Origin of the sequence: Actinacidiphila sp. DG2A-62, from assembly GCF_035825295.1 — a bacterium.
Lineage (GTDB): Bacteria > Actinomycetota > Actinomycetes > Streptomycetales > Streptomycetaceae > Actinacidiphila.
In genome coordinates this window covers 197362-221635 of record NZ_JAYMGI010000002.1, presented here as the reverse complement: position 1 = coordinate 221635, position 24274 = coordinate 197362, and the positions used below count along the sequence as shown (strand labels likewise).

The window sequence follows — 24274 nt, the reverse complement described above, 5'->3', positions numbered from 1 at the left end:
ACCCCGCCGGCGCCCAGACGCTAGTCTTCGGGGATCATGCGTTTCCTGCACACCTCGGACTGGCATCTCGGGCGGTCCTTCCACCGGGTGAACCTGCTCGACGCCCAACGGGAGTTCCTCGACCACCTGATCGCCACCGCGGGCAGCGAGCGCGTCGACGCCGTCCTCGTGGCCGGCGACGTCTACGACCGCGCGGTGCCGCCGCTGGCCGCCGTCGAGCTCTTCGACCAGACCCTGCACCGCCTCGCCGAACTCGGCGTGCCCACCGTGATGATCTCCGGGAACCACGACTCCGCGCGCCGGCTCGGCGTCGGCGCGGGGCTCATGGGCCGGGCCGGCATCCACCTGCGCACCGACCCCGCCACCTGCCACCGGCCCGTCGTCCTCGCCGACGAGCACGGCGACGTGGCGGTCTACGGGCTGCCGTACCTCGAACCGGCCCTGGCCCACGAGGCGTTCGCCGCGGACGAGTTCGCCGACGACGAGCCCGCGGGCGAGGAGCGCGCGGCCGGGGAGCGCGCGCCGGACGCGTCCGCGGCGCACGGCCCCGCCGGCGGCGAGGACACCGCCGGCGCCGCGGCGGCCGACTCCCCGCCCGCCCGCGCCCGCGACGGACGCCCGCGCGCCGACCACGCCTACGTGCTCGGCGCCGCGATGGACCGCGTCCGCGCCGACCTCGCGACCCGCCCCGCGGGCACCCGCAGCGTGGTCCTCGCGCACGCGTTCGTCACCGGCGGCACGCCCAGCGACAGCGAGCGGGACATCACCGTCGGCGGCGTCGCCTCGGTCCCCGCCGCGCTCTTCGACGGCGTCGACTACGTCGCGCTCGGCCACCTGCACGGCTGCCAGACCATCAGCGACCGGGTCCGCTACTCCGGCTCCCCGCTGGCGTACTCGTTCTCCGAGGAGCACCACCGCAAGAGCATGTGGCTGGTCACCCTCGGCGCGGACGGCGGCGTGGCCGCCGAACGCCTCGACACCCCCGTGCCCCGGCCGCTGGCGCGACTGCGCGGCACGCTGGACGACCTCCTGGGCGACCCGGCGCTCGACCGCCACACCGGGTCCTGGATCGAGGCGACGCTCACCGACCCGTTCCGCCCCTACGAGCCGATGGCGGCGCTCGCCAAGCGCTTCCCGCACATCCTCAGCCTCGCCTTCGACCCCGCGGACGCCGGCGTCGGCCGGACCGCCACCTACGCGCAGCGGCTGCGCGGGCGCGGCGACCGCGAGATCGCCGAGGACTTCGTCGCCCACGTCCGGGGCAGCGCCGCCGACGACCGCGAACGGGCCGTGCTGCAGCGGGCGTTCGACGCCGTGCGCGGCGAGGCGGCCCGGACGGAGGCGCGGTGACCCGGCCCCGCGCGCACGCCCCAGCCGTGGCCGGGCCCTGGCGGACGGAGGCCCGCTGATGCGGCTGCACCGGCTCGAACTCGCGGCGTTCGGCCCCTTCGCGACCCGGCAGAGCGTCGACTTCGACGAACTGTCCGCCGCGGGGCTCTTCCTGCTGCACGGACCGACCGGCGCGGGCAAGACCTCGGTGCTCGACGGCGTGTGCTTCGCGCTCTACGGCCAGGTGCCCGGCGCCCGGCCCGCGACCCGGCTGCGCAGCGACCACGCCGCGCCCGGCGATCCCACCGAGGTCGTCCTCGAACTCACCCTCGGCGGGCGGCGGCTGGAGATCACCCGGCGTCCCGAGCAGCCGCGCGCGAAGAAGCGCGGCAGCGGCACCACGATGGACAAGGCGGTCACGCTGCTGCGCGAGCGCGTCGACGGCCGGTGGCGCGGGCTGTCCAGGTCGCACCAGGAGATCGGCGAGGAGATCGCACAACTCCTCGGCATGAGCTGCGAGCAGTTCTGCCAGGTGGTCCTGCTGCCGCAGGGCGAGTTCGCGAACTTCCTGCGGGCCGGCGCGGCCTCGCGCGCGGCGCTGCTCGGCCGGCTCTTCGACACCCGGCGCTTCCAGGCGGTCGAGCACTGGCTGCGCGACCGCAAGGCGGAGGCCGCGCAGGAACTCGCCGCGGGCGACGAGGAGTTGCGCGCGCTGCGAGCAAGGATGCGGCAGGCGGCCGGCCCCGACGCGTCCGCCGCGGCCGACGCGTTCGAGGCCGCCGGGGTCGACGCGGCAGCGAACGCCGGCGCCTCGGACGCGGCCGATCCCGCGGGCGCGCTGCCGGCGTGGGCCGCGGTGCTGCGCTGCGAGGCGCGCGAACGCCACGCGATCGCCGCAGCCGCCGTCACCCGGGCGGAAGCGGCCCATGCCGCCGCCGTGTCGGCGCTCAGCGAGGCCCGCGACCTGGACGCGCTCCAGCGGCGCCGCCACGACGCCCTCGCGCGGGCCGCGGCGCTCGCCGAGGTGGCCCCGGCCCGTGCGGCGACCCGCGCCGCCCTCGACCTCGCACGCCGGGCCGCCACCGTCGCGCCGGCCCTCGCCGCGCGCGACAGGGCCGTCGCCCAGTCGGCCGCGGCCGAGTCGGCGGCGACGCGCGCACTGGCCGCCCTGACGCCGGCCGACCGCTCTGCACCCACCGACCGTCCCGCTCCCGCCGTCGCGAGTGCGGCTCCGGCCGCCGCCGCGGGCGGGGACGTGGGAAGCGCCCCACCGCGGGCGGCGGCCGGCGCCCCGGAACCGCCCGGAGCCGCGGCGACGGCAGCGCGCGCGGCGGCGGGGGCGCCCGCAGAAGGGGAACTGCCCACGGCCGGTACGTGGCCGGGCGACACCAGCTCCTCCGACGCCCGCTCCTCCGATGCCCGCCCGGCCGACACCCGCCCGGACCTGCCGGCTGCTCCGAAGGGCCTGCCGGGCGCACGAGCGGCGCAGGACGCCCCGGCCGGCCTCGGCGCCGGGGTCGCCGCAGTCCGGAGCGCCGGGGACGCCCGCGACGCTGAGAGCCCGCGTAGCGCCGTGGGCGCCGGGGACGCCCGCGACGCCGAGGGCCCCCGTAGCACCGTGAGCGCCCGTGACGCCCGGAGCGCCGGCGCCGGTCACCTGCCCCCGCCCGTGGCCGGCGCCCAGCCGGCCGAAGGCGCCGTCCCCGGGCCCCGCCCGGAGCGCGGCGCCGCGGCGGACGGCGGCGGCCGGTCCGCAGACGGCGCACCGGAGACCGCCGACGCGGCGGAACTCGCCCGGCGGGCAGGCGCGTTGCGCGAGCGGCTCGGGGCGCTCGCCGGCGCGGCGGAGGCCGAGCGACGGATCGCCGACATCGAGGCACGGCGGGCCGCGCTGCTGCGGGAGGAACGCGCCGACGAGGAGGCCGTGCGCGAGGCCGAGGCATGGCTGGACGCCTGGCCCGGCACGCGGAAGGCGCTGCGCGAGCGGGTCGACGCCGGGATGGAGGCCGCCGCCCGCGCCGCCGGCTATCCGGCCAGGATCGAGGCCGCCCGCCGCGCCGCCGAGGCCGCGGCCGAACGCGACCGCCTCACCGGCCGCGTGTCCCGCGCCCAGGACGCGGCACGCGACGCGCGGGACCGCGCCGCGACCGCCCGCGAGAGGTGGCAGGACCTGCGGGAGGCCCGGATCAGCGGTATCGCCGCGGAGTTGGCCGAACAGCTGGCCGACGGCGAACCGTGCCGGGTGTGCGGCGCCCTGGACCACCCCGACCCCGCCCGGCCTGCGGCCCGCCGGGTCGGACGCGCCGACGAGGAGGCGGCCTACGCCGACTACCGGCGCGAGCAGGACCGTTACGAGCAGGCGCACGGCGAGGCCGCCGGACTGCGCGCCGCCCTGGAGGCGGCCACCGCCGCCGCGGGCCCGTCGGCGTACCCGGAACTCGCGGCGGAGCAGGACCGGTTGGAGCGGGAACACCGTCGTGTCGCCCGCGCCGCGGAGGACGTGGCGGCCGCCCGGGCCGCCCTCGCCGCGGCGGAACAGGAACGCGACCGGCGCGGCGCCCAGCAGCAGGCCGCGCTCAGCCGGGCCGCCGCCCGGACCTCCCGGCGCGAGGAACTGGACGACCAGCACGCCGCGTCGACCGCGGAACTCGCCCGCTCGCTGGACGGCCACACCGACGTCGCGGCCCACCGCGCCCACCTCGCCACCCGTATCGACGCGCTCGACCGGGCCGTCGACGCGCTGCGCGAGCGGGCCGGCTGCGCGCGGCGGGCGGCCGAGGCCGAGGCGGCGCTCGCCGACGCGGCCTCCCGGGCCGGCTTCGCGTCGCCCGCGGACGCGGCGGCGGCGCTGCTTCCCGCCGAACAGGCGGCGCAGTCGCAACGGCGGGTGGAGGCGTGGGCGAGGGAGGAGGCCGCGCTTGAGGCGGACCTCGCCGCACCGGAGCCCGCCGCGGCGGCCGACCTGCCGCCGGCCCGGCCGGACCTCGCGCAGTCCCGCCTGGACGAGGCGGGCCGCCTGCTGCGCGCCGCCTCCGCCGCGGAGTCCGCCGCCGCGACGCGCTGCCGCGAACTCGACGAGCTCGGCGCCCAGGCCGCCGCGCGGCTACGCGAACTCGGGCCCGCCCGCGAGGAGTTCACCCGCCTCCGGCGGCTGTCCGACCTGGCCGCCGGCACCTCGGCGGAGAACCGCTACCGGATGGAACTGGAGACGTACGTGCTGGCCGCACGGCTGGAGGAGGTCGCCGCCGCGGCCGGGGCGCGGCTGCAGCGGATGTCGGCCGGCCGCTACACCCTCGTCCACTCCGACGCCCGCGGCGGCCGGGGAGCCCGCTCCGGCCTCGGCCTGAAGGTGGTCGACGCGTGGACCGGCACCGAGCGCGACACCTCCACGCTCTCCGGCGGCGAGACCTTCTTCGCCTCCCTGTCCCTCGCCCTCGGCCTGGCCGACGTGGTGACCGGCGGCGCCGCCCCGGGCGCCGGCGGGGCCGGCGACGGCGGCGCGGCGGCCGGCGGCGCACGCCTGGACACCCTCTTCATCGACGAGGGCTTCGGCAGCCTGGACGACCAGACCCTGGACGAGGTGCTCGACGTCCTCGACGGGCTGCGGGAACGCGACCGGGCCGTCGGCATCGTCAGCCACGTCGCCGACCTGCGGCACCGCATCCCGGTCCAACTGCGCGTCTCCAAGGGCCGCGAGGGCTCGACGGTCCGGCTGCGCACCGGGGCCGCCAGGAGCTGAGGGCGGGGACCGGGCGCCGCCCGTCGCGCGCCATCGCGCGCACCCCCGGAACGCGCGCTCCCGGCGCCGCCCTACTCGGGCATCGTCACCAGCTCGTACGCCCACAGCTCGCCGCGGTCGGCGACGCGCTCGAAGCCCACCCGCTCCAGCACCGCCTGCGACGGGCGGTTGGCCGGCTCGGTCGTCGCGAGGACCACCATGACCTGCGGCTGGGCCAGCGCCCACTGGCACAGCGCCCGCGCCGCGTCGGTCGCCCAGCCCGCGCCCCTGGCCGACTCCGACAGGTCGTAGCCGATCTCGACCGCCCCGCGGTCCGGCGGCCCGTGGAAGCCCACGCCGCCGAGCGCCACGCCGTCCTCGGCCCGGATGATCGCGAACAGTCCCCAGCCCGGCTGGTAGACCCCCGCCTTGGACGCGGCGACGGTCATCATCGCCGCGCCCACCGTCCCCTCGCCGGGCACGCCGTCGACCCACGCCAGCGCCGCCGGCTTGCCGTCGGACAGCAGGGCGGCGTCCTCCGGCAGCTGCTCGCGCAGGACCAGCCGGCCCTGCGTCAGCACCAGCCGTCCACGGTCGTGGGAAGCGTGCAGGGTCATCGGTGGGTACCGCCTTGTCGTCGCAGGAGTGCGCCCGGCGCGAGCCCGGGACCAGCAGGGTAACGGCAAGGACGCACCGCCGGTTCCCCCGGGGGCGGCGTACCGCCGCGCCGGGGGAACCGGCGGCGTCCGGCGGTCACAGCGCCGAGATCTCTGCCACCAGGTCGTCCAGGCCGAGCGAGCCCAGGGACAGCGCGGCCATGTGCCACGCCTTGAGGTCGAAGGCGTCGCCGTGCGCGGCGCGGGCCGCGGCCCGGCCGGTCAGCCAGGCCCGCTCGCCCAGCTTGTAGCCGATCGCCTGGCCGGGCATGCCGAGGTAGCGGATCAGCTCGCTGTCCACGAAGTCCGCCGGCCGGCCGCTGTACGCGCCGAAGAACTCCCGCGCCAGCTCCGGCGTCCAGCGCTCACCGGGGTGGAACGGCGAGTCCGCCGGGATCTCCAGCTCCAGGTGCATGCCGATGTCGACGATCACCCGGTTCGCGCGCATCATCTGCGCGTCGAGATAGCCCAGCCGCCGCTCGGGGTCGGTGAGGAAGCCCAGCTCGTCCATCAGGCGCTCGGCGTACAGCGCCCAGCCCTCGGCGTTGGCGCTGACCATGCCCGCCGTCGCCTGGTAGCGGGACAGGTTCTCCGCGACGTGCGCCCACTGCGCCAGCTGGAGGTGATGGCCGGGCACGCCCTCGTGGTACCACGTGGACACCAGGTCGTAGATCGGGAAGCGGGTGCGCCCCATCGTCGGCAGCCAGGTGCGGCCCGGGCGGCTGAAGTCCTCCGAGGGCGCGGTGTAGTACGGCGCGGCGGCCCCTCCGGGCGGCGCGATCCTCGACTCCACCCGCTTGACCCGCTCGGCGAGTTCGAAGTGCGTGCCGTCGAGCGCCTCCACGGCCTCGTCCATCAGGGCCTGCAGCCAGTCCCTGACCTCGTCCACCCCCTCGACGGCCTGCCCGTGGTCGACCAGGTGCCGCAGCACCTCCCACGGCGTGGCGTCGGGAAGGATCTTGCCGGCCTCGGCCGCCATCTCCCCGCTCAGCCGGTGGAACTCCGACCAGCCGTACGCGTAGGCCTCGTCCAGGTCCAGGTCGGCGCCGTTCCAGTAGCTCGCCCACAGCGCGTACCGCTCGCGGCCCACCGTGTCGGCGGCGCCGGCCACCCGGGGCGCGTAGGTGTCGCGCAGCCAGTCGCGCAGGCCCGCGTACGCGGCGGTGGCCTGCGCCGCGGCGGCGTCCAGCTCCTCGCGCAGCTCCCGCGGGCCGTCGGCGACGAGCCCGGCGAACCAGCTCGCGCCGCCCCCGCCGCCGGTCCACTCGGTGAGCTGGCCGACGACGGTCTCCACCTGCTTGGGACCGGCCGGCAGGTCCCGGGCCAGGCCCTCGGCCAGCGACGCGCGGTAGCCGTCCAGCGCGGCCGGGACCGCGCGCAGCCGGGCGGCCAGGTCGGCGTAGTCGTCGGCGGACTGCGCCGGCATCAGGGTGAACGCCTCGCGGATCGCGTGCGACGGGTCGGCGATGTTGCTCACCGCGCGCAGGTGTTCGCCCGCGTCGTGCACCGCCAGCTCGGCGGTCAGCCGCTCGCGCAGCAGCCGGGCGCAGCGCCGCTCGGCGTCGCTGTCGCCGCCCGGCCGCGCCTGCGCCTCGGCCAGCAGGCCGAGCGTGGCCCTGGCCAGCTCGGCGCGGGCGTCGGCGCCGGCCGGAGAGAAGTCCGGCAGCAGCCGGGAGGACTCCGGCACGCCGAGGTAGGTGCCGAGAATGGGGTCGAGGGCGACGAGGTCGTCGACGTAGGCGTCGGCGACCTGGCGGGGCAGCGCGCTGCCGGAGGTAGTGGACATGCGGCCATCCTGATACGGACAGGGCCCCCGCGTCACCACCATAAGTGCGGCGGCGCCTTACGCGTCGCGCGTAACCGCTCCCGCGGGGGGCCGCGGCGGCAGCAGCGGGCCGCATTCCCACTGCTGGAAGATCAGCCGGGTCTCCACCCGCGCCACCTCACGGCGCGAGGTGAACTCGTCCAGCACCAGCCGCTGGAGGTCCGCGGTGCCGGTGACCGCGACGTGCACCAGATAGTCGTCGGGGCCGGTGAGGTGGAACAGCGCGCGCGACTCCGGCAGGGCCCTGACCCGCTCCACGAACGGGTCGATCAGCTCCCTGCGGTGCGGCCGGACCTGCACCAGCAGCAGCGCCTGCAGGCCGCGGCCGAGCCTGGCCGGGTCCAGCCGCAGCTCGTGGCCGAGGATCACACCGCTGCGGCGCAGCCGGGCGACCCGGTCCAGACACGTCGACGGCGCCACGCCGACGGCCGCGGCGAGGTCGCGGTAGGTGGTCCGTGCATCGTTCTGCAGCAGCCGGAGGATCTCCAGATCCACCGGATCGAGAAGGACGGAATCGGTCATCGGCCGAACGTAGCACGGGCTTTCGCCCGCCGATCCCGTCGCACGTTCAGTCTGGCGGGCATGCAGACACGACCAGAGGTGACCCCGGGGCGCCCCGATCGGGCGCTCGCCACGGAGGCCGTGCACGCGGGCCGCGAGGACCTCGCCGCGCTCGGCGTGCACGCCGTGCCCCTCGACCTGTCCACCACCTACCCCTCGGCGGACAGCCGGGCCGAGGCCGCCCGGGTGGACGCCTTCGCCGCCACCGGCGCGCGTCCGGACGGGCCGCCGGTCTACGGCCGGCTCGACAACCCGACCACCGCCCGGTTCGAGGACGCGCTGGCGCGCCTGGAGGGCACCGAGGCCGCCGTCGCCTTCGCCAGCGGCATGGCCGCGCTGAGCGCCTGCCTGCTGGCCCGCTCGGCGCGGGGACTGCGGCACGTGGTCGCGGTGCGCCCGCTCTACGGGTGCAGCGACCACCTGCTGACCGCCGGGCTGCTCGGCACCGACGTCACCTGGACCGATCCGGCGGGCATCGCCGACGCGATCCGCGCCGACACCGGCCTGGTGGTCGTCGAGACCCCGGCCAACCCGACGCTCGCCGAGGTGGACCTGCGCGCCGTCGCGTACTCCTGCGGCGACGTGCCGCTGCTGGTCGACAACACCTTCGCCACGCCGGTCCTCCAGCGGCCCGCCGCCTGCGGGGCGCGGATCGTGCTGCACAGCGCCACCAAGTACCTCGGCGGGCACGGCGACGTGCTCGGCGGGGTGGTGGCCTGCGACGAGGAGTTCGCCCGCGCGCTGCGCCAGGTCCGCTTCGCCACCGGCGGCGTGCTGCACCCGCTCGCGGGCTACCTGCTGCTGCGGGGCCTGGCCACGCTGCCGGTACGGGTCAGGGCCGCGTCCGCGACCGCAGCCGCGCTGGCGGCCCGCCTCACCGGCGACCCCAGGGTCACGGCCGTGCACTACCCGCGGATCGGCGGCGCGATGATCGCCTTCGAGGTGCGCGGCGACCCGCACGCGGTGATCGGCGCGGTCCGCCTGATCACCCCGGCGGTCAGCCTCGGCAGCGTGGACACCCTGATCCAGCACCCGGCCTCGATCAGCCACCGCATCGTCGGCGCGGACGACCGGCGGCGCGGCGGCGTCGGCGACCGGCTGCTGCGGATGTCCGTGGGCCTGGAGGACGAGGAGGATTTGTGGCGGGACCTCGACGCGGCGCTGGCGGCGTCGGTGGAGTCGGTGGAGTCGGTGGCGGACGTCCCCGCGGCGCGCCGCGCCGCGAGCGCGCGGGCGGGCGAGGAGCCGCGGGCCCGGTGACGGCGGACGCGGCGTCCTCGGCGCGGTCCGGCACCGGCATGGCGGCGGCCCGCCGACGTGCCGGAGCCGCCGCGCCGTCGGCGGGAAGGCCCGGGCCGCCGCCGGAAGGTCAGCGCGAGCCGCCGCAGATCCAGGGCAGCGCCTCGACCGCCCGCCGGGCCGCGGCCTCGGCGTCGGCGGCGCCCGCCACGCGCGGCGGCCGATGCGTCTCCCGGTCCTCCCGCGCCGCCCCGGGCAGCGCCGCGGTGATCACCAGCGTGCCCTCCTCCACCTGGTAGTCCAGCGGCAGACCGAGCGCGCGCATGGCGGCCACCATCGCGGTGTTGGACGAGCGCGTGACCGCGTAGACGCTGTCGCGGCCGGTCTGCGCGGCCGTCTCGACCAGCTTGCGCAGCAGCGCGCCGCCGACGCCGCGGCCCTGCCACTCGTCCTCGACCAGCAGCGCGACCTCGCTCTCGTCGCCGTCCCACAGCAGGTGGCCGAGCGCGACCAGCCGGCCCGAGGCGGTCTCGACGGCGAGCGAGTGCCCGAACCGCGGGCTGAGCAGGTGCGCGAGGTAGCGGTCGGCGTCGCCGACCGGGCCGTGGTAGCGCCGGGCGAGCGTCGCGGGGGAGCAGCGCTCGTGCAGCGCGAGCGCAGCGGGCCGGTCCTGCGGCCCCACCCGGCGCACCGACGTCTCCTCGCCGCCGGGCAGGGTGAGCGCGTCCTCGCGCTCCGGCGTCCGCACGCCGAGCCGGGCGTCGAGTTCGACCAGCGCGCGGGCGCGGGCGAACTCGGTGGGCGTGAACGGCAGATGGTCGCGCCGTACGGTGATGGTGCCGCCCGAGGGGTCGCGCAGGCGCATCACGGTGTCCTCCAGTACGTCGGTGAGTGCGTCGGCCGTCTCCGGTGCGCCGTCGGCGGCGTCGCCCGCCGCGGCGGACGACGCGGGCCGCGGTCCGGCGTCCTTCCACGCGCCGACGCCCGGGTCCGCGCCCGCGCCGCCCCGCCGGTGCTCCGGGCGGGGGTCCGAGGTGATCGCGCAGCGACCGAGCAACTCGCGCAGCGCGAGGGGCAGTTCGGCCGGGTCCAGGGCGGTGCGGGTGGCCAGCGTGAGCATCCGCGTGGGGGTGTCCACCAGGTCGTGGGCGTCGGCCCGCTCCAGCCACACGTCCGCGCCGCCCGCGCCGGTGACGGCGAACGCGAGCGCGCCGTCCGGCAGTCCGGCGGGCGCGCGCAGCAGGAACTCGTCCACCGCGCCCTGGGCGAGCGGGTGCGTCTGGAGGGTGACGATGTCCACCCCGAGGTCCGCCAGCGCGGTGCAGACGCGGCCCAGGCTGCCGGGGACGTCGGCGACCGTGGTGCGCATCCGCCACAGCGAGGTGGCGGCGGGCCGGACGCCGTCGGCGGGGACGAGGCCGCCGGGCTCCGTCGCCGCGCCTTCCGCGGCGTCGCGGACGGCGGCCGGCCCACTCGCCGCGCCGGTCCCGGGGCCGCGGCGCAGCGGCCGCGCGATGCGGGCGGCCACCGCGAGGAGCAGCGCGAGGGACGAGGAGAGGACCAGCACGGCGCGGTCCGCGCGGTGGTTCACCAGGCCGGCCACGACGTCGCCGGCCGCAAGGGCCGTGCAGAGCGCGGCGGCCCGGGCCAGGTCACGACCCCAGCGGCGGCGCTCGTGGCGGTGTGCGGGGGACAAGTGAGGCATACGCCTACGATGCACAGTTCGTGTTGCGTGATCACGAACGTGCCGTGACCAGAGGGTAAAGCGCCCATCTCCCCGGTTAACTTACCCTTTCAACCAATTTGCCCGAGTGGCCGTGCCCCGCCGGTCCTTCGCGCCGCTGGCATCCCGGCGGCCGCTGCGAGCGCCGCCACCGCGGTGGTCAGCGCTTCGGGGCCGAGGTGAGCGTAGCCCACCACGAGCCGCACTCCCGCATCGTCGCCCGGGCCGCCGGCGTCCCCCGCGGCCGACTGGTAGTCGCTCAACGGGCGAACGCGCAGGCCGGCCGCGCCCGCCGCGGCGAGCAGCCGGTCCTGCGGACCGCAGGACGGCGGCAGCGTCACGATCGCGTGCAGGCCCGCCGCGACGCCGCCGACCCGCGCGCCGGGCAGGTACCGGGCGAGCGCCGCCACCAGGGCGTCCCTGCGCTGCCGGTACAGCCGCTGACAGCGCCGCAGTTGGCGGTCGTAGTGGCCGCCGGCGACGAACTCCGCGAGCACCGCCTGCTCGGTGACGGGATTGCCCAGGTCCATCGTCCGCTTGCGCGCCGCCGCCTCCGCCGCGACGTCCGGCGGCGCGACCATCCAGCCCAACCGCAGCCCCGGAGCGAGTGACTTGCTCACCGAACCCGTGTACGCGACGTGCGCCGGCGCGAGTCCCTGCAGCGCGCCCACCGGCGCCCGGTCGTAGCGGAAGTCCCCGTCGTAGTCGTCCTCGACCAGCAGCGCGCCGGCCGACCGCGCCCAGGCGAGGAGTCCGGCCCGGCGCGCCGCCGTGAACGCCACGCCGGACGGGAACTGGTGACTGGGCGTCAGCACCGCCGCGCGCACGCCGGCGGCGGCCAGCGCCGCCAGGTCCGGGCCGTCGCCGTCGAGCGGGACCGGGACCGCGGTGAGGCCGGCCGAACAGCGCGTGGTGCTCGGGGCTCCCCGGGTCCTCGACGGCGATCCGCCGCTCGCCCGCGCCGCGCAGCACCATGCCCAGCAGCGTGTGCGCCTGGGCCACGCCCGAGGTGACCACCACGTGGTCGGGGTCGGCGGCCACTCCCCGCCTGCGGGACAGCAGTTCGGCCAGCGCCTCGCGCAGCGCGGGCAGTCCGCGCGGGTCCGGGTAGCCGAACGCCCGGTGGGGCAGTCGCGCGACGACCCGGCGGTGCGCCGACGACCAGGCGGCGCGCGGGAACAACGACAGGTCCGGCAGCCCTGGCCGCAGGTCCAGCGGTCCGCCGCGGTCGTCCTCGGCGAACGGCGTGGCCGCCGGGAGCGCCGCCCCGGGCGCCGCGTCCGCCACCCGGGTCCCCGATCCCTGACGTCCCGTCAAGTACCCCTCGGCGATGAGCTGTTCGTAGGCGGTGGTGACGACGCCGCGCGACACCCCCAGATCCGCCGCGAGTTCGCGGCTCGACGGCAGCACCGTGCCCGCCGCCAGCCGCCCCGACCTGACGGCCTCCCGCAGCGCCTCGCGCAGCGCCCGCCCGCGCCCGCGCGTCGGCGCGTCGGCCGGGACGAGCACCTCCCAGGCGGGCGCCCACCGGACCGGGCGGCGCGCGGCGCCGGGTGCGCCGATCGCGTCCGGCGGGTCGGCGCTCGCCGGGTCGGCGTCCGGCGGGTCGGCGTCCGGCGGGTCCGTGGCGTCCGCCGGGCTCCCGCGGTCCGGTGAAGTGGTCCTCTTGCCTGCCATGGAAATGGACCTTAAACCGGACCGGTCGCCGACCGTAGCGTCATCGGCATGAACCCCTCCCTCCGCACCGGCGCGCTGCTCGCCGCGCTCGCCTGCGTCCTGGTCGGCGCCTCCTTCACCGCGAACGGCGCGCTCGTCGGCTACCCGCACGCCGGCGGCCAGGCGCTGCGGTACGGCGCCGCGTTCGTCCTGCTCGCGCCGCTCGCCCGGCGCGGCGCGGGGGAGCGGCTGCGGCGGCTGACCGCGCGGCAGTGGGCGCTGACCGCGGCGACCGCGGCGGTCGGCATGGTGGGGTTCAACCTCGCGGTGCTGGCCGCCGAGCGGACCGCGGAACCGGCCGTGCCGGGCGTGCTGGTCGGCTGCGCGCCGGTCGTGGTGGCGGTGCTCGTCCCGCTGGCGGTGGGCCGCCGCCCGGCCGCGGGGGTCGGCTCCGGCGCGGTGCTGGTGGCCGCGGGCGCCTTCGTGGTGCAGGGCTGGGGCGGCGCCGACCGGGCGGGACTGTGCTGGTCGGTGCTGGCGCTCGCCGGCGAGGTCGGGTTCGCGCTGCTGGCCGCGCCGGTGGTCCGGCCGCTGGGCCCGCTGCTGTTGTCGACATGCGTGACCGGGCTGGCCGCGGCCGAGGCGACGGTCCTGGCCGTGGCGGGCGACGGCTTCCGCGTGCCCGCGGGCCGCGAGTGGCTCGCGCTGGGCTGGCAGGCGGTCGTCGTGACGGTGGTCGGCTTCGTGTGCTGGTACGCGGGCATGCAGCGGCTGGGCGCGGAGCGCGCCACGCTTTTTTCCGGGCTCATCCCGGTGTCCGCGGCGCTCACCGCGCCGCTGGTCTCGGTCGGCACGTACGGGCCCGGCCGGCTCGCGGGCAGCGCCCTGGTCGCGGCGGGCGTGGCGATCGGCTCGGGCGCGCTGCGCCCGGCCCGCGCGCGACCCGCGGCGCCGGGCCGGACCCGGCGCCGCGTCCGGCCGGCGGGACGAGTCCCGCTTCGGCGCGGCGTCCGTGCCCGTCCACGCCGGGCCGGCGCCGGGTGCGGAATCCCGCGTGAATCTTCCGGCAGGGCGGGGAACTCCGCCGGGTTGCGGGGAGTTGTGACAGTACGGGCCGGTGCGGTGCGCCGGTCCGGCCAACTGCCCCGACCGGGCGCCCCCGTCCCGGTCGGGGCGCCCGGACCGTCCGGCGGACCGCGGCTCCCCTCCTCTCGCGGTCGCCGGGCGGCGGAGCCGCGCGGACGGGCGCCGCGGCCGTGCTACTTCGCGCCGAGCACCTGCTGCACCGGGTCGATCGCGAAGTACACCAGGAAGCACAAGGACACGCCCCACACCAGCGGGTGCACGTCGCGCCACCTGCCGAGCACCAGCTTGATGGCCACGAACGACAGGAAGCCGGCGCCGATCCCGTTGGTGATGCTGTAGGTGAAGGGCATCACGGCGATGGTCAGGAAGGCCGGGATGCCGATGTCGTACTGCGTCCAGTCGATGTTCCTGACCTGGGCCATCAGCAGGAAACCGACAGCGACCAGCGCGGGCGCGGCGGCCTGCGAGGGCACCACGCCGGCCAGCGGCGACAGGAACAGCGCGACCGCGAAGAGCGCGCCGGTCACCACGCTGGCCAGCCCGGTGCGCGCGCCCTCGCCGACCCCCGCCGCGGACTCCACATAGGCGGTGTTGGAGGAGCAGGAGGCCGCGCCGCCCGCCACGGCGGCGGCGCCGTCGATGAAGAGCACCCGCCCGATATTGGGCACCCGGCCCTTCGCGTCGAGCAGCCCGGCCTCGTTGGAGATGCCGACGATCGTGCCCATCGCGTCGAAGAAGTCCGAGAGCACCAGGGTGAAGACGAACAGCGACGCGGTCACGCCGCCGGCCGCGGAGAAGCCGCCGAAGAGGCTGAAGTGGCCGACGAGCCCGAAGTCCGGGGTGGCGACGACGTCGTGCGGCATCTTCGGCACGGTCAGGCCCCAGGCCCGGTCCGGCACGTCGGCGATCTCGTTGATGACGATCGCGACCACCGTCATCGTGACGATGCTGATCAGGATCGCGCCCCTGACCCGCCGCGCGACCAGCGCCACCGTCAGCAGCACACCGAGGCAGAACACCAGTACCGGCCAGCCGGCGAGGGTCCCGGTGCCACCGAGCTGCACGGGCACGGTGGTGTCGGCGGCGTCGGGTATCCGGGTGGCGAAGCCGGCGTCGATGAAGCCGATGAAGGCGATGAACAGGCCGATGCCCACGCTGATCGCCTGCTTGATGGCCTGCGGGATGGCGTTCATGATCGCCTCGCGCAGCCCGGTCACCACCAGGACGCAGATCAGCAGCCCCTCCAGGACCACCAGGCCCATCGCGTCCGGCCAGCTCATCTTCGGCGCGAGCTGGAAGGCGACCACCGCGTTGAGCCCGAGCCCGGCGGCGATCGCCAGCGGCAGATTGCCGCCGACGCCCATGATCACCGTCATCACGGCCGCCACCAGGGCGGTAGCGGTGAGCAGTTGGGCCGTGGACAGGTGGTGGTGGTACTTGTCCGTCGCGCCGCCGAGGATGATCGGGTTCAGCACCAGGATGTACGCCATGGTGAAGAAGGTCGCGACGCCGCCCCTGACCTCCCGTCCGGGGGTCGAGCCGCGCTCGCTGATCCTGAACCAGCGGTCGACGGCGTTGTTTCCGGGCGGCGGTGCGGACGCGGGGCGGACGGCGTCCACGACGGATTCCGGCATGGTGCTCCTCTGGGCGGGACCGGGTGACACCCGGCGGCACGGGACTCGCGGGGCACACGGATTGTGCCCGCGCCCGAACGCTCACGGGTTTCACCGGCGTTACCCCGTATCACCGTCGGGTTTCGGCCATGCTCAGGTCAACACCCGCGGCGTCGCCGGTGACCGGCCCTCCCCGACCGGCCGTCCCCGACCGGCCCGGTCCGGAGCGGGACCGGCCGGGCCGGGAGGGCGTCACATCCCGCCGGCCACCCGCAGCACCGCGCCGGTGGTGTACGACGCCTCCGGCGACAGCAGCCACGCCACCGCGGCGGCGACCTCCTCCGGCTCGCCCGGCCGCCGCATCGGGATGCGGTCCGCGGCCCGCCACGGCCGCTGCGGGTCGCCCATCGCCGCGTGGATGTCGGTGACGACCATGCCGGGCTGCACCGAGTTGACCCGCACGCCCTCCTGCGCCAGCTCCTTGGACAGGCCCACCGTCATCGCGTCGACCGCCGCCTTGCTCGCCGCGTAGTGGACGTACTCGCCGGGGCTGCCGAGCGTCGCGCCGCCCGAGGAGATGTTCACGATCGCGCCGCCCGCGCCGCCGTGCCGGGTGGACATGGCCAGCACCGCGCGCCGGGCGCAGATCATCGCGCCCATCACGTTGACGTCCACCACCCGGCGCATGACCTCCACCGGCGTCTGCGCGAAACGGCCCAGCGGACCGGTGACGCCCGCGTTGTTGACCAGCCCGGTGACCGGGCCGAGGTCGCGCGCCACCGCCTCGAAGAAGGCGTCCACGCCGTCCTCGTCGCGGGTGTCGACCTGGTGGACCAGCGCCTGGCCGCCCGCCTCGCGGACCCGCGCGGCCACCGAGTCGGCCGCCTCGCGGGCCCGCTCGTAGCCGATGCCGACCCGGTGGCCGGCCGCCGCGAGCCGCACCGCGACTGCCGCGCCGATGCCCCGGCTGCCGCCCGTGACCACCGTGACCTGCGCCGCCGCACCGTCCATCGACCCTGCCCCTCCCGCCGTGCCCGTGTGTGCGCCGCGCCCTGATCCCGCCGTGCGCGCGGTGTGACCGTCCGTGGCCGGAATCCCACGGAGATCACGAACGCTATCGCAGCACTCCGTCAACATTGCATGAACGTCGCATGTATCCGGTTCCGGTCGGCATGGGCGGGAATCGAGGATTGGTCTTGACCAACTTCGCGACCCGGCTCTATCGTCCAGTAGTGCAAGAACCTTTAATAAACAGAGGTTCCTAAACAAGGCTTAACAAGCCGGGGACAGGCCGGCCCGGCTCGGACGCGGCCACGGTGATTGCGAGGACAGGGTGGGGACCACGCAGCTCGAATCGGTGCAGGAGCCGAAGTACTGGCACCTCAAGACGGTGCTGAACGACGCCCTCGACTCGGAGTTCGAGGTCGGCGAGATCCTTCCGAACGAGCGCGACCTCGCCGCCCGTTTCGGCGTCGCGCGGGCCACGCTCCGCCAGGCGCTGGAGCAGCTGGAGCTGGAGGGCCGGCTGCAGCGCCGGCGCGGCGTCGGCACCACCGTGGCACCGCCGCGCATCGGCGTGGCGGTCGGCCCGTCCGCGGGGCAGTGGCCCGGCGCGGGCCCGGACGCCTGGCGCACCGTCGGCTGCGTCGAGGCCGCGGCCCCCGCGCCGCTCGCCGCGCTGCTGGGCACCGGACCGGAGGAGACCGTCCACACCATCCGCCGCGAGCGGACCGTCCAGGGCCAGCAGGTCGCCACCGAGCTGCTGTACGTGCCGCAGTCCTCGGTGCCGGGCCTGTCCCCGATGCTCACCCCGGCCGCCCACGCGCCCGCCGTGCTGCGTGCACTGCACGCCCTGCGGCTGGAGGGCGAGGACCGCTCGGTCGAGCTGGGCTCGGCCCGCGCGGAGGACGCCCGCCAGCTCGACCGGCTGCCCGGGGCCCCGGTCCTGGTCGTCACCACCCGCTATGTCGCCGAGGGCCGGGTCGCCGCCGCGTCCGTGGCCACCTACCGCGCCGACACCTGCCGGCTGACGTTCGGCGACTCGGGCGCGATGGAGGTCACCCACCACGCGTCCGACGAGGACCGCCAGGCGTCCTGACGCCCGCCGCCGGCTCCTGCGACGCGTCGCCGCCGCCTCCTGTCGACGGGCCACGGGTCCGCTCCGCACGCCGGAGCGGACCCGTCGCCGTGCCGGGCGCGCGCCGCGCCGGGTGCTCGCCGTGCCAGGTGCTCGCCGTGCCGCGTCGTGTCGATCGCCGTGCTCCGAACCGCCGCCCGCGCCCACGGCCGCAAGGTCCCCCTCCCGCGTCGCCCCCGCGCCGGGCCGGGCCCGCGGCGAGGGCTCAGGGCCGGGCCAGCGACGTCTGCTCGACGGCGAAGAGCTGCTCCTCGACGTGGTCCAGCGCCAGCTTCAGCGCGCCCGTGGCGATCGCCTCCTGGCCGAGTGCGGAGAGCACCACGTTCGGCGGGCGCAGGCAGTAGCGGGCCAGCTCCGAGCGCAGCGGGTCGAGCACCCCGTCGAGCCCCGCCGCCCAGCCGCCGATCACCACCAGCTCGGGGTCGATCGCCAGGACCAAAGCCGCCACGTCGTGCACCAGACGCCGCAGGAAGCGCTCCACCGCGTCCTTGGCCTGCACGTCGCCCTCCCGGGCCAGCGCGAACACCCGCTCCACGGCGGGCTCGTCCAGCGGGTGCAGCGGCTCGCCAGTGGTGGACAGCAGATACTCGGGGGTCACCTCGCGGCCCAGCAGGTGCAGCGCGCCGATCTCCCCGGCCGCGCCGCCGAAGCCGCGGTGCAGCCGCCCGCCGATCAGCGAGCCGGCGCCGGGACTCAGCCCGGCGAGCACGAACACCACGTCGTCCGTGCCGACCGCGACGCCCTTCCAGTGCTCGGCGACCGCGGCCACGTTCGCGTCGTTCTCCACCAGCACCGGACATCGGAAGGAGCGCTGCAGCCGCTCGCCGAGCGGCAGCCCGGTCCAGCCCGGCAGGGCCGTGCTCAGCCGTACCTCGCCGTGCGCCTCGACGATGCCGGGGCTGCCCACGCCCACCGCCCACAGGGTGCTGCGCGCCACCCCCGCCTTGCGCAGCAGCTCGGCGACGGTGCCGCGGACGCGTTCGATGCGGTCGTCGGCCGGCGCCGCCTCGTCCACCGCGTGCACGTGGGAGTCCAGCAGCCGGCCGCTGAGGTCGGAGAGCACCACCCGCACCTGGTGGGCGCCGATCTCGATGCCCAGCAGGTGCCCGGCCTCGGCGTGGAAGCGGAACCGGCGAGGCCAGGCCCTGCTTGCGCGCGTCGCCGGGCTCGGGCGCGGCCTCCACCACCAGGCGGGACTCGGTCAGGCCCTCGATCACGCCCTCGACGGTCGGCCGGGACAGGCCGGTGTCGCGCACCAACTCGGTGAGGGTAGGGGTCTGCGCTCCGCGCAGCGCGTGGAGGACGACCGCGGAATTGATCCGCCGGAGCAGGGAGGGGTCCCCGCCGGTGAGTCGCCCCAAGGTGTGTCCTCCCAGCCGTGCCCGTGTGTGGCGGATCGTACCCGGCGCCGCGCCGCGCGGCGAGCACGGACGGATACCGTTTGCGTGACGCCCTGCGCGGCGTGCCGGGCACGCTTCCGGCAGCGTACGGCCCCGGCGGCCCGGCCGATGCCGATTGTCAGAGGGTGGCTGTTTACTTGCGGGCATGGATCTTGCTGCCCAGATCGCCGAGGTGGACCGGATGCGCGCGCTCGACTTCCCCGCGCGGCGGCTGCGCGATGCCGCGCGCCGCAGCGGGCCCGGTTTCCACCTCGCCGTGCTCGCCGCCGGCCACGAGGCGGACGCCGAGGCCCTCGTCGAGCGGCTCGCCGGCCGCTGGGGCGAGCCCGAGGTGCTCGACCTGCTGCCGTACCGCGCCCAGCAGCGGCGAGGCATACCGGTGCCGCCGGTGCTCGCGGAGCTGTGCGCGGGCGCGCCCGGGGTCGGCGAGGTCTACGGCTGGCGGGTCGGCGAGCGGTGGACGGCCGTCGGCGTCGGGGTCGCCGACGCCCCGGGGGACTCCGGCACCGGCGACGGGCGGCGCTCGCCGTACCGGATCGTGCTGGCGGTCGGTCAGGAGACCGCGGTGCCGGGGCCGGTGGCCGCCGGCGGCTGAGCCTGCGGCACGGGCTCCGCGTACGCCGCCGCGCGCAGCCGGCCGAACTCCTCGGCCAGCGCGGCCGGCGTCCAGTGCGCGTTGAGCCCGCTGGGGCTCGGCAGTGCCCACACCCGGGTGCCGCCGAGCGTCCGCGGCTGCGGGCCCACCGCGGCGTGCCGGTCGCCGAAGGCCACCCGGTAGGCGGTCAGTCCGAGCACCGCCAGCCAGGCCGGGCGGAAGGCCGCCACCTTCGCCCGCACCTGCTCGCCGCCGGCCACCAGTTCGGCGGCGCTCAGCTCGTCCGCCCGCGCCGTGGCCCGCGGCGCCACATTGGTGATGCCGAGGCCGAGCGCGAGCAGGTCGCGCTGCTCGGCGGGGGCGTAGCGGCGCGGGGTGAAGCCGGAGGCGTGCAGCGCGGGCCAGAACCGGTTGCCCGGCCGGGCGAAGTGCTGCCCGGTCCACGCCGACATCAGCCCCGGGTTGATGCCGCAGAAGAGCACCCGCAGGCCCGGGGCGATCACATCGTCCAGGGTGCGGTCGCGGGCCGCGGCCAGCTGCTCCGGCGTCAGAGGATCGCCCCCGGCCGGTACGCCGCGGCCTGCGGGTGCGCCTTCACCACGTCCTCGATCCGCCGCACCACCTCGGCGACCTGCCCAGCCGCCGCGCCGGTGAAGGACAGCGGGTCGCCCATCAGCGCGTCCAGGGCCGCCCGGTCCAGCGGGATGCGCTCGTCGGCGGCCAGCCGGTCCAGCAGTTCGTTGCGCTCGGTGCCCTGCTCGCGCATCGCCAGCGCGGCCGCCACCGCGTTCTCCTTGATGGCCTCGTGCGCGATCTCCCGGCCGACGCCCGCCCGCACCGCGCCCATCAGCACCTTGGTGGTGGCCAGGAACGGCAGATAGCGGTCCAGCTCGCGGGCGACCACCGCGGGGAAGGCGCCGAACTCGTCCAGCACCGTCAGGAAGGTCTCCAGCAGCCCGTCGAAGGCGAAGAAGGCGTCCGGCAGCGCGACCCGGCGCACCACCGAGCAGGACACGTCGCCCTCGTTCCACTGGTCGCCGGACAGCTCGCCGGTCATCGACGCGTAGCCGCGCAGGATCACCATCAGCCCGTTGACCCGCTCGCAGGAGCGCGTGTTCATCTTGTGCGGCATGGCCGAGGAGCCCACCTGCCCCGGCTTGAAGCCCTCGGTGACCAGTTCGTGCCCGGCCATCAGCCGGATCGTCTTGGCCAGCGAGGAGGGTCCGGCGGCGAGCTGCACCAGCGCGGTCACCGCGTCGTAGTCCAGCGACCGCGGGTAGACCTGGCCGACGGAGGTGAAGGCCCGCGAGAAGCCCAGGTGGGCGGCGATGCGCCGCTCCAGCTCGGCGAGCCTGCCGGTGTCGCCGCCGAGCAGGTCCAGCATGTCCTGCGCGGTGCCGACCGGGCCCTTGATGCCGCGCAGCGGATAGCGCGCGAGCAGGTCCTCGACCCGGGCGAGGGCCACCAGCAGCTCGTCGGCGGTGGTCGCGAACCGCTTGCCGAGCGTCGTGGCCTGCGCCGCCACGTTGTGCGAGCGTCCGGCCATCACCAGTTCCGCGTACTGCGCGGCCAGGTCGCCCAGCCGGGCCAGCACCGCGACCGCGCGGTCCCTGACGAGCTCCAGCGACAGCCGGATCTGCAGCTGCTCGACGTTCTCGGTCAGATCGCGCGACGTCATGCCCTTGTGCACCTGCTCGTGCCCGGCCAGCGCGTTGAACTCCTCGATGCGCGCCTTCACGTCGTGCCGGTTGACCCGCTCGCGCGCCGCGATCGACTCCAGGTCGACCTGCTCGACCACCCGCTCGTAGTCGGCGATCGCCTGCTCCGGGACCTCGATCCCCAGATCCCGCTGCGCCCGCAGCACGGCGAGCCACAGGCGGCGCTCCAGCACCACCTTCTGCTCGGGGGACCACAGGGTCGCCAGCTCCGCCGAGGCATAGCGGCCGACGAGGACGTTCGGGATACGCGGCTTGGCAGTCACGTGGGGAGAGCATACCCGCCATCCATGCGGGTCTGTGATGTCTACGCAGAGCGCGAGACCCCTGGTCAGGGGCCGAACGACGGCGTCCGTCCGCATCGTCTGTGAGACGCGCGTGAGACGACAGCGGCGCCGCCCCGGTGCGGGAACACCAGGGCGGCGCCTTGATCCCGACCCCTTCCGATCAAGGAGTCAGACCCGTGACCGACCGTACCGTCACCGTGGTCACCACCGACCACGGACCGATCACCATCCCCGAACCCCCGTGGTGCACCGGGACCTACCACCCGGACGGCGGGGCCCGCGCCGAGATCTCCCACAGCGGCCCCGTGATCGATGTGCTGGTCGGGACCGAGCGCGGCCCGCAGCGCCTCGCCGAGCTGCTGCTGTGGCAGGTCCCGTTCCCCGCGCCGGACGAAGCGCACAGGGACGCGGTGCACGTCGTCGTGCAACTGCTGGACGGGCACCACTACGGGTACGACGCGCCCGCCCTGGAAGCCCTCGCCGTCGACCTCACCGAGGCCGCGGCGAAGGTGCGCCGGGTCGCCCGTCGGCTGGCCGCTGAGGTCCCCGGGGGCAACCGATGACCGGCCGTCCCGTTCCGCTGGCCGCCGAGCCGTTGCTGCCTGCGTGTCACCTGTGCGGCGGCACCGCCGGCCCGTGGGTGCCCGATGCGTCCGGCACCCGCTGGCCGTCCGGTGCGCAGAAGTTCGTGTGCAAGGACGGCTGCCAGGGCGAGCCTGACGGGGAGCTTGCCGCGGTGGAGGCCGCCGAGGAGAAGGATCTCCGCAGTGTGGAGAGCGCGCGCGTGCGACGCCGGGCGCCGCTGTCCGTACGCGTGGACGACCGGCTTGCCGACGACCTCGCGGCCATGGCACGCGCCGGGCTGAACCCGTCCACCGCCGTGCGTGCCGCGGTCGGGATCGTCGCCGACGCCTACCGGTACGCGTGGTCTCACGGCGTCGTCCCGGAGGGCGTGCAGCCGGTCATCACGGGCTGCGCGGTCCTGCCGTACGACAGCGGTATGACGGCACCGCCGGGGGCGTAGGACGGGCGTATGACGCAGGTCGGGCGGCATGCCGCCCGCGTGCGACGGGGCCCCGCGCGATCGGCAACGCGCGGGGCCCCGGCCCGCCTACGGGCGGTACTGCAACCGCCCGTCCCCCGTGAGGCTCGGCTGCTCATCCAGCGGCAGGAGGCGGTGCCGCCGCACGCACGGCGCGCAGGCGTAGAGGAGGTGCCCCGGCCCTGACCCGGACTCGATCAGCGCCACCGCCGTACCGCCCAGCAGGTTTACGCGGCACATCACGCACTCGCGGAGGATCGTCGGTGTCGGCCGGGTGGCGCGGGTAGGCTCGTGCATGTCGACTCCCTTGCAGTCGTCCACACCCCCGGGCCCTGGCCGGCCGCGGGGGTTTCTGCTGCTCAGACGGTACCGCTATAGGCCGCTACATGGTGCCCCATACGGCCACCTACAGATGCCCGCCGTGGGGTGCAGCCCTAGCGTCCGAACCATGACCGAGCTGCCGCAGTACGTGTACGTGCAGGTCGCCGACCGGATCGAGGAAGAGATCCGGTCCGGCCGCCTGCCTGTCGGCGCCCGGCTGCCGAACGAGCGGGCGATGGGCGAGCAGTACGGCGTCGCGCCGGGCACCGCGCGGCGGGCCGTCGCCGAGCTGCGTGACCGTGGCCTGGTGGCGACGCTCCCGAACAAGGGGACGTTCGTGATCGCCACGCCGCAGCAGTAGCCGGCGAGCGCGCGCCCCGAGGCTCCCCCGGTCCCGGTCACGATCCGGCGACGGCGCCCCTGGCCCCCCGTGGCCGGCGCTACGGTGTGGCCTCCACATCCGATCTGGGGGGATCATGCGCATCCGCACCACCGCCGCCGTGCTCGCCGTCCCGGCCGCGTTACTCGCCGGCTGCTCGTCCGGCAGCAGCAAGTCGGCGCCCGAGGAGCCCGGCGTCGCCACCAGCGCGCCGGCTACTGTGAAGGCCATCACCGGCAAGCAGGCCGACGCCGCGACCGTCACCAAGCAGCTCGCCGCGGCCGTGCCGTCGGTGAAGCTCACGGTCACCTACACCGAGGCCACCGACCCGAACAGCCGCATGGGCCGACCGCACCAGTACGTCAGCAAGACGGCGTTCGCCGACTCCCGCGTCAGCACGAACCCCAAGGCCAAGGACGAGGCGGACGGGCGGCCGGACGCGATCTCCTACGGGGGCACAGTCGAGGTGTTCGCCGCGGACGCCGACGCCAAGGCGTGGGTCGACGGCATCGACAAGATGGGGCAGGCGGTGTCCTCGCTGGTCACACCGGATTACCTGCTGCGGCAGGGGCGGTATGTGATCCGGGCGTCGGACCTGCTGACGCCTGGGCAGGTCGCTGAGTACAAGGCGGTCCTGGCCAAGCTGGACTGAGCAGCGGGGGCGTGGCGATTCGGCAGCGCGGGCACGGCGCTGCCCCTACCCTCTGGCCATGCAGATACCTACCCGGGGGAGAGGCGGCGTGCTGGCGCTCGCCACGACCCTGTTGATCGGCGCCCTGCTGGGCGGCGGCGGTGTGGCGGCCGGACTCGCTCTGCCGTCGGGAGCAACTGGGCCTCGCGGCCCCGCGGGGCCCAGCGGGGAGACGGGTCCGCGTGGCCCCGTCGGGGCGGTTGGCCCCCGCGGTGTGCCGGGCGTACGGGGCCCTGCCGGACCGGCAGGGCCCGCCGGACCGGTGCAGCAGTCAGCCAGCACGCCGACGGGCCAGCCGTTC

General features: G+C 76.3%; 18 protein-coding genes and 3 pseudogenes. 10 read left to right on the top strand and 11 right to left on the bottom strand.

What is annotated here, in order from left to right; all coding sequences use genetic code 11:
- Positions 1-36 precede the first annotated feature (36 nt).
- On the top strand, positions 37-1350 hold the full coding sequence (locus VSR01_RS01475) for an exonuclease SbcCD subunit D (protein ID WP_326447471.1): 1314 nt from the start codon (positions 37-39) through the stop codon (positions 1348-1350).
- Between the two features lie 58 nt (positions 1351-1408).
- Positions 1409-5068 (top strand): AAA family ATPase, encoded by a 3660-nt coding sequence (locus tag VSR01_RS01470; RefSeq protein ID WP_326447470.1) that lies wholly within the window; start codon positions 1409-1411, stop codon positions 5066-5068.
- Between the two features lie 71 nt (positions 5069-5139).
- On the opposite strand, the gene VSR01_RS01465 is transcribed toward VSR01_RS01470, so the two are convergent.
- From VSR01_RS01465 to VSR01_RS01455, 3 genes are all read right to left on the bottom strand, one after another.
- Positions 5140-5664, bottom strand: coding sequence for a GNAT family N-acetyltransferase (locus VSR01_RS01465; protein WP_326447469.1), 525 nt, complete (start codon positions 5662-5664; stop codon positions 5140-5142).
- A 136-nt stretch (positions 5665-5800) separates the two neighbouring features.
- On the bottom strand, positions 5801-7489 hold the full coding sequence (locus VSR01_RS01460; protein WP_326447468.1) for a DUF885 domain-containing protein: 1689 nt from the start codon (positions 7487-7489) through the stop codon (positions 5801-5803).
- 57 nt (positions 7490-7546) lie between these two features.
- Positions 7547-8050, bottom strand: coding sequence for an Lrp/AsnC family transcriptional regulator (locus VSR01_RS01455; RefSeq protein ID WP_326447467.1), 504 nt, complete (start codon positions 8048-8050; stop codon positions 7547-7549).
- Positions 8051-8110: 60 nt separating this feature from the next.
- Between VSR01_RS01455 and VSR01_RS01450 the strand changes: the two genes are divergently transcribed.
- Entirely contained in the window at positions 8111-9349 is a 1239-nt protein-coding gene (locus VSR01_RS01450; protein ID WP_326447466.1) for a trans-sulfuration enzyme family protein, read from the top strand.
- 109 nt (positions 9350-9458) lie between these two features.
- On the opposite strand, the gene VSR01_RS01445 is transcribed toward VSR01_RS01450, so the two are convergent.
- Together VSR01_RS01445 and pdxR are read right to left on the bottom strand one after the other, a co-directional pair.
- Positions 9459-11033, bottom strand: a complete 1575-nt coding sequence (locus VSR01_RS01445; protein ID WP_326447465.1) for a GNAT family N-acetyltransferase — start codon at positions 11031-11033, stop codon at positions 9459-9461.
- An 89-nt stretch (positions 11034-11122) separates the two neighbouring features.
- Positions 11123-12728, bottom strand: a pseudogene (pdxR, locus tag VSR01_RS01440) (MocR-like pyridoxine biosynthesis transcription factor PdxR).
- Between the two features lie 48 nt (positions 12729-12776).
- Here pdxR and VSR01_RS01435 point away from each other — a divergent pair.
- Positions 12777-13748, top strand: a pseudogene (locus tag VSR01_RS01435) (DMT family transporter); the annotation flags it as partial.
- 218 nt (positions 13749-13966) lie between these two features.
- Here the strand turns inward: VSR01_RS01435 and VSR01_RS01430 are convergent.
- Entirely contained in the window at positions 13967-15427 is a 1461-nt protein-coding gene (locus VSR01_RS01430) for an NCS2 family permease (RefSeq protein WP_326447464.1), read from the bottom strand.
- 231 nt (positions 15428-15658) lie between these two features.
- A complete protein-coding gene (locus VSR01_RS01425; protein WP_326447463.1) occupies positions 15659-16417 on the bottom strand; it encodes an SDR family oxidoreductase in 759 nt (252 codons plus the stop codon).
- 322 nt (positions 16418-16739) lie between these two features.
- On the opposite strand from VSR01_RS01425, the gene VSR01_RS01420 reads away from it, so the two are divergent.
- The gene (locus VSR01_RS01420) at positions 16740-17504 is read left to right on the top strand and encodes a GntR family transcriptional regulator (RefSeq protein WP_326447462.1); all 765 of its coding nucleotides are present in this window, start codon (positions 16740-16742) and stop codon (positions 17502-17504) included.
- A 244-nt stretch (positions 17505-17748) separates the two neighbouring features.
- Here VSR01_RS01420 and VSR01_RS01415 read toward each other — a convergent pair.
- Positions 17749-18904 (bottom strand): annotated as a pseudogene (locus VSR01_RS01415) (ROK family protein).
- Between the two features lie 184 nt (positions 18905-19088).
- On the opposite strand from VSR01_RS01415, the gene VSR01_RS01410 reads away from it, so the two are divergent.
- Positions 19089-19538, top strand: coding sequence for a hypothetical protein (locus VSR01_RS01410; RefSeq protein ID WP_326447461.1), 450 nt, complete (start codon positions 19089-19091; stop codon positions 19536-19538).
- Here VSR01_RS01410 and mug read toward each other — a convergent pair.
- Together mug and purB are read right to left on the bottom strand one after the other, a co-directional pair.
- The gene (gene mug, locus VSR01_RS01405) at positions 19496-20089 is read right to left on the bottom strand and encodes a G/U mismatch-specific DNA glycosylase (protein WP_326453446.1); all 594 of its coding nucleotides are present in this window, start codon (positions 20087-20089) and stop codon (positions 19496-19498) included. The two genes, VSR01_RS01410 and mug, sit on opposite strands and share 43 nt — an antisense overlap.
- Positions 20086-21519, bottom strand: a complete 1434-nt coding sequence (purB, locus tag VSR01_RS01400; protein WP_326447460.1) for an adenylosuccinate lyase — start codon at positions 21517-21519, stop codon at positions 20086-20088. Before purB ends, mug begins: the two co-directional genes overlap by 4 nt.
- A 197-nt stretch (positions 21520-21716) precedes the next feature.
- On the opposite strand from purB, the gene VSR01_RS01395 reads away from it, so the two are divergent.
- Both VSR01_RS01395 and VSR01_RS01390 read left to right on the top strand, forming a co-directional pair.
- Positions 21717-22103, top strand: coding sequence for a DUF6907 domain-containing protein (locus tag VSR01_RS01395; protein WP_326447459.1), 387 nt, complete (start codon positions 21717-21719; stop codon positions 22101-22103).
- The gene (locus tag VSR01_RS01390) at positions 22100-22564 is read left to right on the top strand and encodes a hypothetical protein (protein ID WP_326447458.1); all 465 of its coding nucleotides are present in this window, start codon (positions 22100-22102) and stop codon (positions 22562-22564) included. Before VSR01_RS01395 ends, VSR01_RS01390 begins: the two co-directional genes overlap by 4 nt.
- Before the next feature lie 87 nt (positions 22565-22651).
- On the opposite strand, the gene VSR01_RS01385 is transcribed toward VSR01_RS01390, so the two are convergent.
- The gene (locus VSR01_RS01385; protein ID WP_326447457.1) at positions 22652-22879 is read right to left on the bottom strand and encodes a hypothetical protein; all 228 of its coding nucleotides are present in this window, start codon (positions 22877-22879) and stop codon (positions 22652-22654) included.
- A 151-nt stretch (positions 22880-23030) separates the two neighbouring features.
- On the opposite strand from VSR01_RS01385, the gene VSR01_RS01380 reads away from it, so the two are divergent.
- Both VSR01_RS01380 and VSR01_RS01375 read left to right on the top strand, forming a co-directional pair.
- Entirely contained in the window at positions 23031-23264 is a 234-nt protein-coding gene (locus VSR01_RS01380; RefSeq protein ID WP_326447456.1) for a winged helix-turn-helix domain-containing protein, read from the top strand.
- Positions 23265-23379: 115 nt separating this feature from the next.
- Positions 23380-23934 (top strand): hypothetical protein, encoded by a 555-nt coding sequence (locus VSR01_RS01375; RefSeq protein ID WP_326447455.1) that lies wholly within the window; start codon positions 23380-23382, stop codon positions 23932-23934.
- The last annotated feature ends 340 nt before the right edge of the window (positions 23935-24274 follow it).

What these genes read in the sequence shown, in the direction of transcription:
- VSR01_RS01385 (WP_326447457.1), bottom strand. Translation starts at nt 22,879, where the DNA reads ATGCACGAGCCTACCCGCGCCACCCGGCCGACACCGACGATCCTCCGC.
- VSR01_RS01460 (WP_326447468.1), bottom strand. Translation starts at nt 7,489, where the DNA reads ATGTCCACTACCTCCGGCAGCGCGCTGCCCCGCCAGGTCGCCGACGCC.
- VSR01_RS01450 (WP_326447466.1), top strand. Translation starts at nt 8,111, where the DNA reads ATGCAGACACGACCAGAGGTGACCCCGGGGCGCCCCGATCGGGCGCTC.
- VSR01_RS01410 (WP_326447461.1), top strand. Translation starts at nt 19,089, where the DNA reads ATGGATCTTGCTGCCCAGATCGCCGAGGTGGACCGGATGCGCGCGCTC.
- VSR01_RS01470 (WP_326447470.1), top strand. Translation starts at nt 1,409, where the DNA reads ATGCGGCTGCACCGGCTCGAACTCGCGGCGTTCGGCCCCTTCGCGACC.
- VSR01_RS01475 (WP_326447471.1), top strand. Translation starts at nt 37, where the DNA reads ATGCGTTTCCTGCACACCTCGGACTGGCATCTCGGGCGGTCCTTCCAC.
- VSR01_RS01445 (WP_326447465.1), bottom strand. Translation starts at nt 11,033, where the DNA reads ATGCCTCACTTGTCCCCCGCACACCGCCACGAGCGCCGCCGCTGGGGT.
- VSR01_RS01380 (WP_326447456.1), top strand. Translation starts at nt 23,031, where the DNA reads ATGACCGAGCTGCCGCAGTACGTGTACGTGCAGGTCGCCGACCGGATC.
- VSR01_RS01465 (WP_326447469.1), bottom strand. Translation starts at nt 5,664, where the DNA reads ATGACCCTGCACGCTTCCCACGACCGTGGACGGCTGGTGCTGACGCAG.
- VSR01_RS01425 (WP_326447463.1), bottom strand. Translation starts at nt 16,417, where the DNA reads ATGGACGGTGCGGCGGCGCAGGTCACGGTGGTCACGGGCGGCAGCCGG.
- VSR01_RS01375 (WP_326447455.1), top strand. Translation starts at nt 23,380, where the DNA reads ATGCGCATCCGCACCACCGCCGCCGTGCTCGCCGTCCCGGCCGCGTTA.
- VSR01_RS01430 (WP_326447464.1), bottom strand. Translation starts at nt 15,427, where the DNA reads ATGCCGGAATCCGTCGTGGACGCCGTCCGCCCCGCGTCCGCACCGCCG.
- VSR01_RS01390 (WP_326447458.1), top strand. Translation starts at nt 22,100, where the DNA reads ATGACCGGCCGTCCCGTTCCGCTGGCCGCCGAGCCGTTGCTGCCTGCG.
- VSR01_RS01455 (WP_326447467.1), bottom strand. Translation starts at nt 8,050, where the DNA reads ATGACCGATTCCGTCCTTCTCGATCCGGTGGATCTGGAGATCCTCCGG.